The sequence below is a fragment of the Variovorax sp. GW821-FHT09D04 genome (assembly GCF_059416405.1).
The window spans coordinates 762081-775139 of the sequence record NZ_JBWKPA010000003.1 but is presented as its reverse complement, the minus strand read 5'-3'; the positions used below and the strand labels follow the sequence as shown (position 1 = coordinate 775139).

Annotated in this window: 13 protein-coding genes; 2 read left to right on the top strand and 11 right to left on the bottom strand. The window is 70.6% G+C overall.

What is annotated here, in order from left to right; genetic code table 11:
- Window positions 1-29 precede the first annotated feature (29 nt).
- Both AC07O4_RS13975 and AC07O4_RS13970 read right to left on the bottom strand, forming a co-directional pair.
- Entirely contained in the window at window positions 30-1037 is a 1008-nt protein-coding gene (locus tag AC07O4_RS13975; RefSeq protein WP_495304838.1) for an LLM class flavin-dependent oxidoreductase, read from the bottom strand.
- A 115-nt stretch (window positions 1038-1152) separates the two neighbouring features.
- Entirely contained in the window at window positions 1153-1353 is a 201-nt protein-coding gene (locus AC07O4_RS13970; RefSeq protein WP_062482175.1) for a hypothetical protein, read from the bottom strand.
- Window positions 1354-1529: 176 nt separating this feature from the next.
- Between AC07O4_RS13970 and AC07O4_RS13965 the strand changes: the two genes are divergently transcribed.
- The gene (locus tag AC07O4_RS13965) at window positions 1530-1736 is read left to right on the top strand and encodes a dodecin (protein ID WP_062482179.1); all 207 of its coding nucleotides are present in this window, start codon (window positions 1530-1532) and stop codon (window positions 1734-1736) included.
- 21 nt (window positions 1737-1757) lie between these two features.
- Here the strand turns inward: AC07O4_RS13965 and AC07O4_RS13960 are convergent, their stop codons facing one another.
- Both AC07O4_RS13960 and AC07O4_RS13955 read right to left on the bottom strand, forming a co-directional pair.
- Complete coding sequence (locus AC07O4_RS13960) at window positions 1758-2987, bottom strand: class I SAM-dependent methyltransferase (protein WP_495304837.1); 1230 nt, start codon at window positions 2985-2987, stop codon at window positions 1758-1760.
- Between the two features lie 161 nt (window positions 2988-3148).
- Window positions 3149-4132 (bottom strand): AraC family transcriptional regulator, encoded by a 984-nt coding sequence (locus AC07O4_RS13955; protein WP_062482185.1) that lies wholly within the window; start codon window positions 4130-4132, stop codon window positions 3149-3151.
- Window positions 4133-4368: 236 nt separating this feature from the next.
- Between AC07O4_RS13955 and AC07O4_RS13950 the strand changes: the two genes are divergently transcribed.
- Window positions 4369-5421 carry an aldo/keto reductase gene (locus AC07O4_RS13950; protein WP_495304836.1) on the top strand — a complete coding sequence of 351 codons (1053 nt, stop codon included), beginning with the start codon at window positions 4369-4371 and terminating at the stop codon, window positions 5419-5421.
- Here the strand turns inward: AC07O4_RS13950 and bioD are convergent.
- The 7 genes from bioD to AC07O4_RS13915 all read right to left on the bottom strand — a co-directional run bounded on the left by bioD (window position 5404) and on the right by AC07O4_RS13915 (window position 13042).
- Window positions 5404-6159, bottom strand: a complete 756-nt coding sequence (gene bioD, locus AC07O4_RS13945) for a dethiobiotin synthase (RefSeq protein WP_495261573.1) — start codon at window positions 6157-6159, stop codon at window positions 5404-5406. The two genes, AC07O4_RS13950 and bioD, sit on opposite strands and share 18 nt — an antisense overlap.
- On the bottom strand, window positions 6156-7388 hold the full coding sequence (gene bioF, locus AC07O4_RS13940; RefSeq protein ID WP_495304835.1) for an 8-amino-7-oxononanoate synthase: 1233 nt from the start codon (window positions 7386-7388) through the stop codon (window positions 6156-6158). Before bioF ends, bioD begins: the two co-directional genes overlap by 4 nt.
- Window positions 7372-8796 carry an adenosylmethionine--8-amino-7-oxononanoate transaminase gene (gene bioA / locus AC07O4_RS13935; RefSeq protein ID WP_495304834.1) on the bottom strand — a complete coding sequence of 475 codons (1425 nt, stop codon included), beginning with the start codon at window positions 8794-8796 and terminating at the stop codon, window positions 7372-7374. The genes bioF and bioA overlap by 17 nt, the downstream gene beginning before the upstream one ends.
- Before the next feature lie 298 nt (window positions 8797-9094).
- Window positions 9095-9406: a plasmid stabilization protein gene (locus tag AC07O4_RS13930; RefSeq protein WP_495304833.1), complete on the bottom strand. Its 312-nt coding sequence runs from the start codon at window positions 9404-9406 to the stop codon at window positions 9095-9097.
- Window positions 9407-9520: 114 nt separating this feature from the next.
- The gene (locus AC07O4_RS13925; protein ID WP_495304832.1) at window positions 9521-10111 is read right to left on the bottom strand and encodes a DUF4304 domain-containing protein; all 591 of its coding nucleotides are present in this window, start codon (window positions 10109-10111) and stop codon (window positions 9521-9523) included.
- A complete protein-coding gene (locus AC07O4_RS13920) occupies window positions 10108-10725 on the bottom strand; it encodes an alpha-ketoglutarate-dependent dioxygenase AlkB (protein WP_495304831.1) in 618 nt (205 codons plus the stop codon). Before AC07O4_RS13920 ends, AC07O4_RS13925 begins: the two co-directional genes overlap by 4 nt.
- On the bottom strand, window positions 10703-13042 hold the full coding sequence (locus AC07O4_RS13915) for an ATP-dependent DNA helicase (protein ID WP_495304830.1): 2340 nt from the start codon (window positions 13040-13042) through the stop codon (window positions 10703-10705). The genes AC07O4_RS13920 and AC07O4_RS13915 overlap by 23 nt, the downstream gene beginning before the upstream one ends.
- Between the last annotated feature and the right edge of the window lie 17 nt (window positions 13043-13059).

The following is a 13059-nucleotide window of genomic DNA, read 5'->3' as shown; positions in this document are numbered from 1 at the left end:
TTGTGATGGGAAAGGAAGGAAGAAGGAACTCAGGCCAGTGCGGGCTCGCGGGCCTGCGCCAGCAGTTCGACCGCCGTGGCGCGCGCGCCGAAGTCCGCCACCGGGATGTCGATCACGAACTCCTCGATGCCGTGGCGCGCGCTGAGGGCTTCGAGCGCGTCGCGCACCTCGTCGCCGGTGCCGGCGATGACATGCGGGCGCCGCTCCTCGGTGCGGTAGTCGCTCGCGCCGGCCTGCCGCGCGAACTCGGCGGCGGCCTCGAGGCTCGGCAGGTTCACGCTCTGGCCCGTGGGCAAGGTCACGCGGAAGCTGCGCAGCGCGCCCACGCGCTCGGCGGCCTCGTCGTGCGTCTCGGCGGCGAAGGCGAACAGCGCGAGCAGCGGCGCGCGGCCGGTCGCGCCGCGGTAGGCGTCGATCGATTGCTCGATGTTCACGGGGTCGCCGTTGAAGTGGCCCGCATAGACGAACTGCCAGCCCAGCCGCGCCGCGAGCAGCGCGCTCTCGGGGCTGCCGCCCAGCAGCACGCGCTGCGGCGCCACCGGCGGGAACGGCGTGGCCACGGCGCCGGCCAGCGCGTGGTCGGCGGGCACGCCGTCGTGCAGGAAGGCATCGAGTTCCTGCAGGCGCGCTTCGAAATCGAGGGCCTTTGCCTTCGCCGGATCGTGCAGCGATTGCAGCGCCTTGCTGGTCAGCGGCAGGCCGCCCGGCGCCTTGCCGATGCCCAGGTCGACGCGGCCCGGCGCCAGCGAGGCCAGCACCTTGAAGGTCTCCGCCACCTTGAAGGGGCTGTAGTGCTGCAGCATGACGCCGCCGGTGCCGATGCGGATGCGCGAGGTCTTGGCAAGCAGGTGCGAGGCCAGCACCTCGGGCGCCGAACCCGCGTAGGTGCGGTTGCCGTGGTGCTCGGCCAGCCAGTAGCGGCGGTAGCCCAGCCGTTCGGCGCGCCGGGCCAGCGCGATGGTGTGCTGGAACGCCTGCGCGGCGTCGGCACCTTCGGGGATCAGGCTCTTGTCGAGCAGGGAGAGCGAGTAGGACACGGTGTTCGGCGAGGACGCAGTGGAAGCGGGTGTGCTTCAAATTCTGCGAGCCATCGCACGGGCCGTTTGCGCTGAATTCCTCTATCGATATCTGGAATCTGCGGGGTCGCGCGGCTCACCATGCATAAGGCAGGAGTGCCGCCACGGCCGTGGCGTGCAGCCGCCTGCGCACGCGCAGCGGCACGTGGCCATGCGGTGCGCGGCGTGCCACTTCATGCGGCGACGCCGGCGCGATGCACCAGGCGATGGCGGTCAGCGCGAGGACGTGGCGGGCCTGTGCGGCCGGGGATGAAGAGGCGACGGTGTGCAGTGGCATGGCGGGCGGTTTCCCTGGTTCGATGCCGCCGATTCTGCGAAGCGCACCCGCCGTTGCCAACGACGGATTGCGAATGTCCTGATGCGGTTTGCATCGCATCCACGCGCCCAAAGGTGTTGCCTCGCGCCCCCTGCGCTGGCTACGATGGGCACGCAACCACCCAAGGAGCAGCCGCCATGTCGAACCATGTCTACAAGTCGCTCGAGCTGACGGGCTCGTCCAAGACCAGCATCGAGGACGCGGTGCAGACCGCCATCGCGAAGGCGCACGAGACAGTGCGCAACATCCAGTGGTTCACCGTCACCGAGACGCGCGGCCACGTGGTCGACGGCAAGGTCGCGCACTGGCAGGTGACGGTGAAGATCGGCTTCACGCTCGAGTAGCCGCAACGCGGCCTTGACGGGTCAGGCGCGCAGCGCCGAGGTGCCGTCGTAGATGTAGCGGCGCGACCACGGGAGCGTGCTGGCCGCCCTGCCTGCCTTGCGCCCGACGATCTGGTAGATCGCCACGTCGTCGTTCTCGAAGGCGTAGGCGCAGCCCGCGAGGTAGATGCGCCAGATGCGGAACTTCTCTTCGTCGACGAGCGAACGCGCCTCGTCGGCATGGGCCTCGTAGGCGTCGCTCCAATGGCGCAGCGTCTGCGCGTAGTGGCGGCGCAGGTTCTCCACGTCGAAGGCCTCGAGCCCGCCCTTCTGCATGGCCTGCAGCGCCAGGCTGATGTGCGGCAGCTCGCCGTTGGGGAACACGTAGCGGTCGATGAAGTCGCCGCCGCCATACGACACGCCGCCGCCCTCGGGGTCGGACGAGGTGATGCCGTGGTTCATGACGATGCCGTCGTCGGCCAGCAGCTTCTGCACGCGCCCGAAGTACTCGGGCAGGTTCTTGCGGCCCACGTGCTCGAACATGCCGACGCTGGTGATGCGGTCGAACTGGCCGGTCACGTCGCGGTAGTCCTGCAGCCGGATCTCGATGCGGTCTTGCAGGCCCGCGGCCTTCACGCGCTCGGTCGCCAGATCGAACTGGTTCTGCGACAGCGTGACGCCGACGCAGCGCGCGCCGAACTTCTGCGCCGCACGAATGACCAGTGCGCCCCAACCGCAGCCGATGTCGAGCAGCGTCTGCCCGGGCTGGAGTTCGATCTTGGTGAGGATGTGGTCGATTTTCTTCAGCTGCGCGGTGGCCAGGTCTTCGTCGCCGTTCTCGAAGTAGGCGCACGAATAGACCATGTTCGCGTCGAGCCAGAGTTGGTAGAACGCGTTCGACACGTCGTAGTGGTACTCGATGGATTTCTTGTCCGACGACTTGGTGTGCGCGAAGTAGCGGGCCATGCTTTGCAGCGCGCCGCCTGGCTTGTCGAGCGAGTTCTTCGCCAGGCCGTAGGCGATGTCGATCACGTCGCTGAGCTTGCCTTCGATGTCGATCTTGCTCTTGACGTAGGCCTCGCCCAGGTTGTCGAGCGTGGGCTGCAGCATCAGCGACAGCGCCGCGGGCGATTTCACGTGCAGTGTGACCGCCGGTCCGCTGAAGTCACCGAAGTCGTAGGACTGGCCGTCCCACAAGGTGAGCCGCGCGGGCAGGTTGGCCCGTGCGCGGACCGCGGCGCTCCACTGCGCCAGCTTCTTTTCCCAAAGCATGCATCTCTCCGAGTTGTTGAGTAGTCCCGCCTCCACGGGCGGACGGGTGCTGCAGCGAACAAAACGATAGCGAGATTTGGCGAAACCTGCATTTCCACGACGACGCAAGAAATCGCGGCAGGTGCTATGTTGAAAAACCCCTCGCGCGGGGCCCGGGCGGCCTACGCGGCTTCCATCGAGGTCGCGTCGTTGCCGGCCTCGCCGAGCCAGCGGCGCTTGTCGCGCAGCGGCGGCGCGCCGAACATGCGGCCGTACTCGCGCGCGAACTGCGAGGGGCTTTCGTAGCCCACGTTGTGCGCGGCGCTGGCCACGTCGGTGCCGGCGATCAGCATCTGGCGGCGCGCCTCCTGCAGGCGCAGCTGCTTCTGGTACTGCAGCGGGCTCATCGCCGTCACGGCCTTGAAGTGATGGTGGAACGACGACACGCTCATGTGCACCGCGCGCGCCATGTCTTCCACGCGCAGCGACTGCGCGTAGTTGGTGCGCAGCGCGCTGATGGCTTTCGCGATGCGTTGCGTGTGGCTGTCGTGCAGCGCAATCTGGCGCAGCCGCGCGCCCTCGCCGTTCACCAGCAGCCGGTACATGATCTCGCGCTTGATGAGCGGCGCCATGATCGGAATGTCTTCGGGCGTGTCGAGCAGCCGCAGCAGGCGCAGCACGGGCTCCAGCACCGGCATGGCGATGCGGTTGACGTACATGCCGCGCGAGGCCGGCGCGTTGGCCTTGGCCGGCAGCTTCTCGTCGCCGATGAGGTCGCCGATTTCATCGAGCGCCAGCTCCAGCCGCACGCCCAGGTAGGGCTCGTTCTCGCTGGTCACGCACACCTGGCCGCACACCGGCAGGTCGACCGAGGTGACGAGGTAGTTCATGGGGTCGTACACGTAGATGTCGTCGCCCACGATGATCCGCTTGGAGCCCTGCGCGATGAGGCCCAGCGCCGGCGTCGCGAAGCCGTGCTTGGGGCCGTCGGGCTTGCTGATGCAGTGCACCTGCAGGCCGGGCACGGCGCATTCGACCGTGCCGTCCTGCCCGCGCGTGATGTGGCGGATGAGCTGCACCAGCTCTTCGCGGGCGGCATCGAGTTCGGGTTCCAGCGGCATCGGCATGGCGAGGACGGTGGCGGTGTCGGGGGTTTCATCAGACATGGGTAGGCCTCTGACAAAGGGGAGCGGCCGCGGTGGCGGCCATGGAGGATTGGGCTGCCCGCAGCTTAGCGTCGCATCCTCTCCTTCGCACGGCCTGCGCACGAGGTCTGGAGAAATAGGCAAAGACTTTGCAGAAACGCGCTCGCCCGCCGGGGCGCGCCGGCGGGATACTTTTTCGCAACCGCCGGCCATTCGTCACGCCGGACGGCCCCTCCCCACCCAAAGGACAACTTTCGATGCAATACCGCCAATTCGGCCGCACCGGCCTCCTGGTTTCCGAACTCTGCCTCGGCACGATGACCTTCGGCGGCGCGCCGGGCATCTGGGACCACATCGGCCAGCTGCAGCAAGGCGAGGCCGAAGGCCTCATCGGCCGCTCGCTCGACGTCGGCATCAACTTCATCGACACGGCCGACGTGTACTCCGAGGGCCTGTCCGAGACCATCACCGGCCAGGCGCTGAAGAACCTGAAGGTGCCGCGCGACCGCGTGGTGGTCGCGACCAAGGTGCTGGGCGAAACCGGCAGCAAGGGCGTGAACTCGGCCGGCGCCTCGCGCTACCACATCATGGACGGCGTGAAGGCCAGCCTGAAGCGGCTGCAGCTGGACCACATCGACCTGTACCAGATCCACGGCATCGACCCGATCACGCCCGTCGAGGAAACGGTGCGCGCGCTCGACGACCTCGTGCGCCAGGGCCACGTGCGCTACGTGGGCGTGTCGAACTGGGCCGCGTGGAAGATCGCCAAGGCGCTGGGCATCGCCGAGCGCGACCGGCTGGCACGCTTCGAGTCGCTGCAGGCCTACTACACCGTGGCCGGGCGCGACCTGGAGCGCGAGCTGGTGCCGATGCTGCGCAGCGAACAGCTCGGCCTGATGGTCTGGAGCCCGCTGGCCGGCGGCCTGCTCAGCGGCAAGGTCGACCGCCACACCGCCACCGCGCAAGGCAGCCGCCGCGCGAGCTTCGACTTTCCGCCGGTGAACGTGGAGCGCGCCTACGACTGCATCGACCTCATGCGCCAGTTCGCCGAGCCGCGCGGCGTGTCGGTGGCGCAGATCGCGCTGGCCTGGCTGCTGCACCAGCCGGTGGTGACCAGCGTGATCGTCGGCGCCAAGCGCATCGACCAGCTGGACGACAACATCGCCGCCACCGAGGTGAAGCTCACGGCCGACGAACTCGCGGCGATCGACAAGGCCAGCGCGCTGGCGCCCGAGTACCCGGGCTGGATGCTCGCGCGCCAGGGCGGCGTGCGCGCCCAGCGGCTGGCCGATTCAGGCCGTCGCGGCTGACACGAGCGGGGCCTCGGTGCGACGCGCGGCATGGGCCGCGCTCGCCCGCAGCGCGCGCAGGTCGAGGTGTTCGGCGGCGCGCGCCGCCGAGGGCTCTGCCAGGTGCGGCACCACGCCCAGCAGCGGCGCACCGAGCCGGGCGCGCAGCGTCTGCAGGTTGCCTTCGGGCGAGAGCATCTGCGGCTCGACCACGCTCGCGACCCAGCCGGCCAGCACCAGCCCGCGCGCGCGGATCGCCTCGGCGGTGAGCAGCGCGTGGTTGAGGCAGCCCAGCCGCAGCCCGACCACGAGGATCACGGGCAGGCCCAGCGCCACCGCGAGGTCGGCGGTGTCGAGGTCGTCGCCCAGCGGCACGCAGAAGCCGCCCACGCCTTCCACCACCACCGCATCGGCCTGCGCCGACAGCCGTTCGAAGGCATCGAGCAGCACGGGCAGCGCGACCTGCACGCCCTCTTCCCGCGCCGCCAGGTGCGGCGACATCGGCGCCTTCAGCACGTAGGGGCAGCGCCAGGCGAGCGGCGCGTCGACGTTGCCGGCCGCCTGCAGGCGTTCGACGTCTTCGTTGCGCCATTCGCCGTCGATGGCATCGAGGCCCGCCGCCACCGGCTTCATGCCGACCGCGCGCAGGCCCGAGGCGGCCAGCAGCGCGAGCATGGCGCTGCTCACCAGCGTCTTGCCCACGCCGGTGTCGGTGCCGGTGACGAACCAGCGGCGCTGCGCAGCGGCTGCCGTCGTCATGCCGCCTCCGGCCATGGTTCGGCCAGGGCCTCGCCCAGCGCATCGATGAGCCGCGCCACGTCGGCCTCGGTGTGGCTGGCCGACAGCGCGATGCGCAGCCGCGCGGTGCCGGCAGGCACCGTCGGTGGACGGATCGCGCCCACGCGCAGGCCGTGCGCGTCGAGCCGTTCCATGGTCTGCATGGCGCGCGCGTTGTCGCCCACGATGAGCGGCTGGATCGCGGTCGGCGAATCGGCCAGCCAGGCGCTGCCGTCGGCCGGCAGCACCTGCTTCAGGCCGCTGCGCAGCTGGGTGATGCGGGCGCGCAGCTGGGCGCGGCGGCGCATGCCCTCCTCGCCCTCGATGAGCGCCAGGCTGGTGAGCAGCGCATGCGCCACCGCCGGCGGCGCGGCCGTGGTGAAGATGTAGGGCCGCGCGCGCTGCACCAGGAAGTCGATCACCGTGCGGTGCGCCGCCACGAAGGCGCCCGACACGCCGGCCGCCTTGCCCAGCGTGCCGATCAGCACCAGCCGCTCGGAGCGCAGCGCCAGCGCCTGCAGCGCGCCGCGCCCGGTGGCGCCGAGCACGCCGAAGCCGTGCGCGTCGTCGATCACCAGCCAGGCGTCGTGCTGCTCGGCCAGCGCCAGCAGGCCCGCCACCGGGGCGATGTGGCCGTCCATGCTGAAGACGGCGTCGCTCACGATGAGCTTGACCGACGCGTCGCAGGCGGCGAGCTGCGCGTCGAGCGCCTGCAGGTCGCAGTGCGGGTAGCGTTCCACGCGGGCACGGGCCAGCCGCGCGCCGTCGATCAGCGAGGCGTGGTTCAGCGTCTCCGAGAAGATCACCGCCTCGCCGTCGCCCAGCGCCGACAGCACCGCCAGGTTGGCCATGTAGCCGGTGCAGAAGAACAGGCTGCGCGCATCGGGAATGTGCGGCGCCATCCATTCGCCCAGCCGCTCCTCCAGCTGCGCATGGGCGCGCGAGTGGCCCAGGATGAGGTGCGAGCCGCCGCTGCCCGTGCCGTAGCGCGCCGCGCCTTCGGCCAGCGCCTCGGCCAGCGCGGGGTGCGCGGCCAGGCCCAGGTAGTCGTTGCTGCTGAAGCCAAGCATGGTGCGCGGCGCGGTGGCGCCGGCCAGCGTGAGGATCTGCTCGGGCGCGCAGGCGGTCTCGGCGATCTGCCGGCGGCGGCGCAGCGAGCGCGCGTCGAGCGCGGTGATTTCGTCCTGCAGGCGTTCAAGCAAGCGCAGCATCGCGGGCTCCTTCGTCGGCGGTGGCGCCGGGGGCGTGGGTGACGGCCTGGAGCGTGGCGAGCGTGCCGTCCACGAGCTGGTCGATCTCATCGTCCGCAATGGCGTACGGCGGCATCAGGTACACGGTGGCGCCGATGGGCCGCATCAGCAGGCCATGGTCGCGCGCCGCGAGGTGGAAGCGCTCGGCGAAGCGCGCACCGGGCTCGCGCACGTCGAAGGCCGTGATCATTCCGCGCTGGCGCAGGTGGTCGATCGGCTGGCCGGCGAGCCCCTCGCGCAGCCGTGCCAGCAGGCGTGCGGCGCGGTCCTGGTTGCGGTTCAGCGCGTCTTCCTGCTCGAACAGATCGAGCGTGGCGAGCGCCGCGCGGCAGGCCAGCGCGTTGCCGGTGTAGGAATGCGAATGCAAAAAGCTGCGCGCGGCATCGTCGTCGACGAACCCCTGGTAGATGGCCTCGCGCGTCATCACCAGCGCCAGCGGCAGGTAGCCGCCGCTGATGCCCTTCGACAGGCACAGGAAGTCGGGCCAGATGCCGGCCTGCTCGCACGCGAAGAAGGTGCCCGTGCGCCCGCAGCCGACCGCGATCTCGTCGGCGATCAGGTGCACGCCGAAGCAGTCGCACAGCGCACGCACGCGGCGCAGGTAGGCCGGATCGTGCATCGCCATGCCGGTGGCGCACTGCACCAGCGGCTCGACGATCACGGCGGCGATGCTGTCGTGCTGCGCGGCCAGCAATGCCTCGATCTCGTCGGCCGCGCGGTTCGCCACCGCGGCGGCGTCTTCCCCGGGCCGGGCGGCGCGCGCATCGGGCGAGGCCACGAGGTGCGCGCTGGCGAGCAGCGGCGCGTAGGCGTCGCGGAACACGGGCACGTCGGTGACGTGCAGCGCGCCCAGCGTCTCGCCGTGGTAGCCGCCGCGCAGCGCGACGAAGCGGCGCTTGCCGGCGCGGCCCGCGTTGCGCCAGGCGTGGAAGCTCATCTTGAGCGCGATCTCCACGGCCGAGGCGCCGTCGGAGGCATAGAAGCAATGACCCAGCGCATGGCCCGTGAGCGCCGCCAGCCGCTCGGCCAGCTCGACCGCCGGCGCGTGCGTGCAGCCGGCGAGCATCACGTGCGGCAGCGTGTCCAGCTGCGCCTTCAGCGCGGCATTGATCGCCGGGTGCGCATGGCCGAACAGGTTGACCCACCACGAGCTGGTCGCATCGAGGTAGCGCCGGCCTTCGTGGTCGGTCAGCCAGACGCCCTCGCCGCGCGCGATGGGCAGCGGCGGCGCCACGTCGAGGCGGATGCTCTGGGTGCAGGGGTGCCAGACGTGGCGGCGGCTGCGCTGTTGCCAGTCGGCGTTGGCACCGGCATGGGCATCTGCGGCGGCTGGCGCGGTCGTGGGGGAGAAAACGTTCGAGGGAGGCACCCGCGCGTTCCTTTCTGGAGGGCAAGGCGGCGGATCGTATCGACGCGAACGCGCCCCGGCAAACGCCCGGAACGCGTGCGAAAAGAAGGCGGAATGACCGAGGTTGGGCGGTGTAGCGCGTGCGTTCAGGCCAACGTCGCGTAAGCTGGCGACTTCGTGCGGGGCCGCGCCGGCGCGGGGCCGACGCAAGTTGTCCGGCTGCCGTCACAGATGGCGAAGGAATGTCCGCTTTTCAGGGGGCGCGGTGGGTGGACTCCGTTTATCGGACAGCCGATATGGCTGGTATTCGCAACCGGCTTCAGCCGCGCTTCTCGGCGTTGCGCTTGCGTGTGGCGGCGCCCTTCCTGGCGGATGCCGAGCGTTCGGCGGCGGTGCGGTTCGCCGCGGCGGCGCCACCGAGGCGCCCACCCTTGCGCGAGGGCCCGTGGTTCTCGGCCTTGCCGCGGCCCGCACCGCTCTTCTTGCCGCCGCCGGTCTCGGCATTCACCGTGGCCCAGGCGCGGCGCTCGGCCTCGCCCTTGGCCAGGCCGCGGTGCTCGTAGCCTGCCTCGATGTGCCCGGCCTTGCGTTTCTGCTTGTCCGTGTAGGACGACTTGTCGCCTCGTGGCATGTCTGCGCTCCTTCAATCAAATGGGATGAAAGAAGCCTTCATGCTGGCCGCCCGTGCGGCGCCATGGGTCGGAAGAGGCAGGCGCTGCGCGTCAGCGCAGTCTGTCGTGCGCGCTCAGGCCGACAACGCGTTCGCGAGGTCGGACTTCAGGGCCGTGGCGCGTTCCGGCGCCCGCGCGAGCCCCGCCTCGACCAGCGCCTGTGCGCGTGCGCGGTCGCCCAGGTGCATCGCGATCCGTGCGAAGTGCAAGGCGGTGCGCGCATGGATCTGGTGCGGGTCGGTCTCGCGCAGCATCTGTTCGAAGCTCTGCGGATAGCTGCCATGCCGTGCGAAGAAAGTACGCCCCGGCCCTTCCCACTCGCTCACGATGAATTCGACGTTTTCTTCGGCCTGTTCTTTCGTCTCGCCATAGGCCCATCCGAACGCGGCGCCGGGCGGTGGGTCCAGGCGGTCGCGGAACACGCAGTGCGATTCTTCGAGCGCCTCGGGCGCCACCGGCGTTCCGCCCTCGGGCGGCAAAAATTCCAGGTGCGCGCCGAGGTTCAGGTAGCAGGCCTTGCCGCCGCTCGCACCCTGCACGTTGAACACGTGGATCACCGGCCCGTCGATGCGCCGCAGCGTCTGGCCCGAACCCTGGAAGCCTTCGGCCTTGAGCACGGGAAAGAGGTGGTGCGTGAGCAGCTTGAGGAAGGTGGTGCGGTTCATGGCGCGCGGGGTCTCCGGGTACGCAAGGTGATCGAATAACGCAGGCCCTCGGTCGGGGCGATGGCATGTTGCCATGCCCAGCGCGCCGGCCCGCGCAGCAGGTACACGGAGCGCGGCTCGATGAGGAATTCGAGCGCGGCCGGCCCCGACGCGGGCGCGCCGGGCACATACGGCCGGAACTGCATCACCGCGTCGCCGTACAGCGAGACGCCCACGATGTCCTCGAAGTCGGGCACGTCGCGGTGCCAGCCCAGCGGCGTGCCGGGGCGGTACTCGGCGATCAGCACGTGGGTGAGGTCTTCGGGCGTCAGGCCGGCCCAGGCGGCAGCCTTCGCGCGCAGCGGGTGCAGCGCCTCGGGCAGCGGCGCGCCGGGCTTGAGGCGGTTCGTGTCGAAGTCGTAGCTGCCGCCGAAGCTGGTGCCGCGCCGGCGGGCGGTGTATTCCTTGTAGCGCATCTCCTTGAGCGGCAGGCCCTGCACGATGCGCAGCAGGCCGGCCTCTTCATCGTGCGACAGGAACCCGGGTTCGTAGCGCAGGCCCTCGATGGCCGCCACGGGTGCCTCGCCGAACAGGTCGGGCTGGCCGGCGTGTTCAAGGCGTCGGGTGGCGCGCATCGTTTTCCCCGGCCTCCCCGGCCTCCCCGGCCAGCTGCACATGCCACCAGCGCGGCAGCAGCTCGCGGATCTCGGCGCGCGCAAAGCGGTCGTCGAGCAGGTGCAGCACGCCCGTGTCGGCCTCGGTGCGGATCACGCGGCCGGCGGCCTGCACCACCTTCTGCAAGCCGGGGTAGAGGTAGGTGTACTCGTAGCCCTTGCCGAAGCGCGACTGCATGCGCTCGCGCGTGATCTCGTTGAGCTCGTTGTACTGCGGCAGCCCCAGGCTGGCGACGAAGGCGCCGATGAGCCGGCTGCCCGGCAGGTCGATGCCTTCGCCGAACGCGCCGCCGAGCACGGCGAAGCCGATGCCCTGCCCGCCTTCTTCGAAGCGCGCGACGAAATCGTGGCGGTCGGTTTCGCGCATGCCGCGCGTCTGCGTCCACACAGGCACGCCGGGGTGACGCAGCGAGAACGCGGCGCAGGCCTTGTCCAGGTAGTCGAAGCTGCTGAAGAAGGCCAGGTAGTTGCCGGGCAGGCGTTCGAACTGCGCGCCGATGATGTCCGTCACATGGCGCAGCGAGCCGGCGCGGTCGCGAAAGCGCGTGGAGACGCCGGTCGCCACCTCGACGCGCAGCTGCTGGCCGCGAAACGGCGATTCGACGTCGAGCAGCGCCGTGTCTTCGGGCAGGCCGAGCGCGTCGCGGTAGAACGCGAACGGCGCGAGCGTGCCCGAGAAGCAGGTGACGGACACCGCATCGGCGAAGCGGCCTTCGAGGAACGGCCCGGGTACGAGGTTGCGGATGGCCAGGCCGCGCTGTTCCTGCGTGGCGCCCAGCGTGCGCTCGAACACCGAGTGGTCGTCGAAGACCTCGGCCAGCCGCGCGAAGTGCAGCGCATCGAAGAAGAAGCGCTGCAGCGACCCCTGCGCCGCATCGGGCGTGGCGGCGAAGTGCTCGGCCATCGCGGTGTTGGCGGCCTGCAGCGTGCGCAAAAAGCGCTCGGGGATCTCGTCGGCGGTGTCGTAGCCGACGGTCTGCGCCTGCTGCAGCGTGTCCCATTCGCGGAACAGCCGCGCCAGCGGGCCGCGCACGGCGGCGGGCGCGGCGCGGTGCGCTTCTTCGAGCGCCGTGCCTTCGAGCCTGGCGGTGTACATGCCGCGCGCACGCTCCAGCAGGTTGTGGGCCTCGTCGACCAGCACGGCGACGCGCCAGCCGGCGTCCTTCATGCAGGCGAACAGGAACGCGCTGCCGTCGAAGTAGTAGTTGTAGTCGCCCACGACGACGTCGCTCCAGTGCGTCATTTCCTGCGCCAGGAAATAGGGGCACACCTCGTGCGCGAGCGCGACCCGCCGCAGCGCCTCGCGGTCGAGCCAGCCCACTTGCGCGGCCTCGGCGCGCGCGGCCGGCAGGCGGTCGTAGAAGCCGCGCGCCAGCGGGCAGGCCTCGCCGTGGCAGGCGCGGTCGGGGTACTCGCAGACCTTCTCGCGGGCCGCGAGTTCGAGCACGCGCGGCCGGTGCGCGCCGCCCTGCCCCAGCACGCGCAAGGCGTCGAGCGCCACAGGCCGCCCGGAGGTCTTGGCGGTGAGGAAGAACACCTTGTCGAGCTTGTGCGCCGCGCGCGCCTTCAGCAGCGGAAAGAGCGTGGCCAGCGTCTTGCCGATGCCCGTGGGCGCCTGCGCCAGCAGGCAGCGCCCACCCACGGCGGCGCGGTAGACCGCCTCGGCCAGTTCGCGCTGGCCGGTGCGGAAGTCGGCGTGGGGAAATTCGAGCTGCGCCAGCGCGTCGTCGAGCGCACCGCGGTGCGCGGCCTCGCGCTGTGCCCAGTCGCTGTAGCAGGCGCACAGGGTCTCGAAGTGGGTGCGCAGGGTGTCGCGCGTGTGCTGCTCTTCGAGCACGGTTTCGTCGCCGCTGGCCAGGTCGAGGTAGACCAGCGCGACGGTCAGCTGCTCGTGCCCTTCCTGCTCGCACAGCATCCAGCCGTAGCAGCGCACCTGCGCCCAGTGCAGCGCGCGGTGGTTGGCGCGGATGGCGTCGAAGTCGCCGCGGAAGGTCTTGATTTCTTCCACCCGCGCCTGCGCCGGGTCGTAGCCGTCGGCCCGGCCGCGCACGCGCAGCGTGCCGCAGGTGGTGGCCAGCGGCACCTCGCTCTGGTAGTCGCCGCCGCGCCGGGCCTGCACCAGCGCGTGGCCGGCCATGCCTTCGAGCGCGCTGGGCGCGGGCACGAAGCGCAGGTCGAGATCGCCCGCCTTCGCGCCGAAGGCGCACAAGGCCTTGACGGACACGACGTGCGCCGCCGAAACGGCGGCTGACGGGGCGGAATGGAGGTCGGAAGGCATGCTGCCGATACTGGATG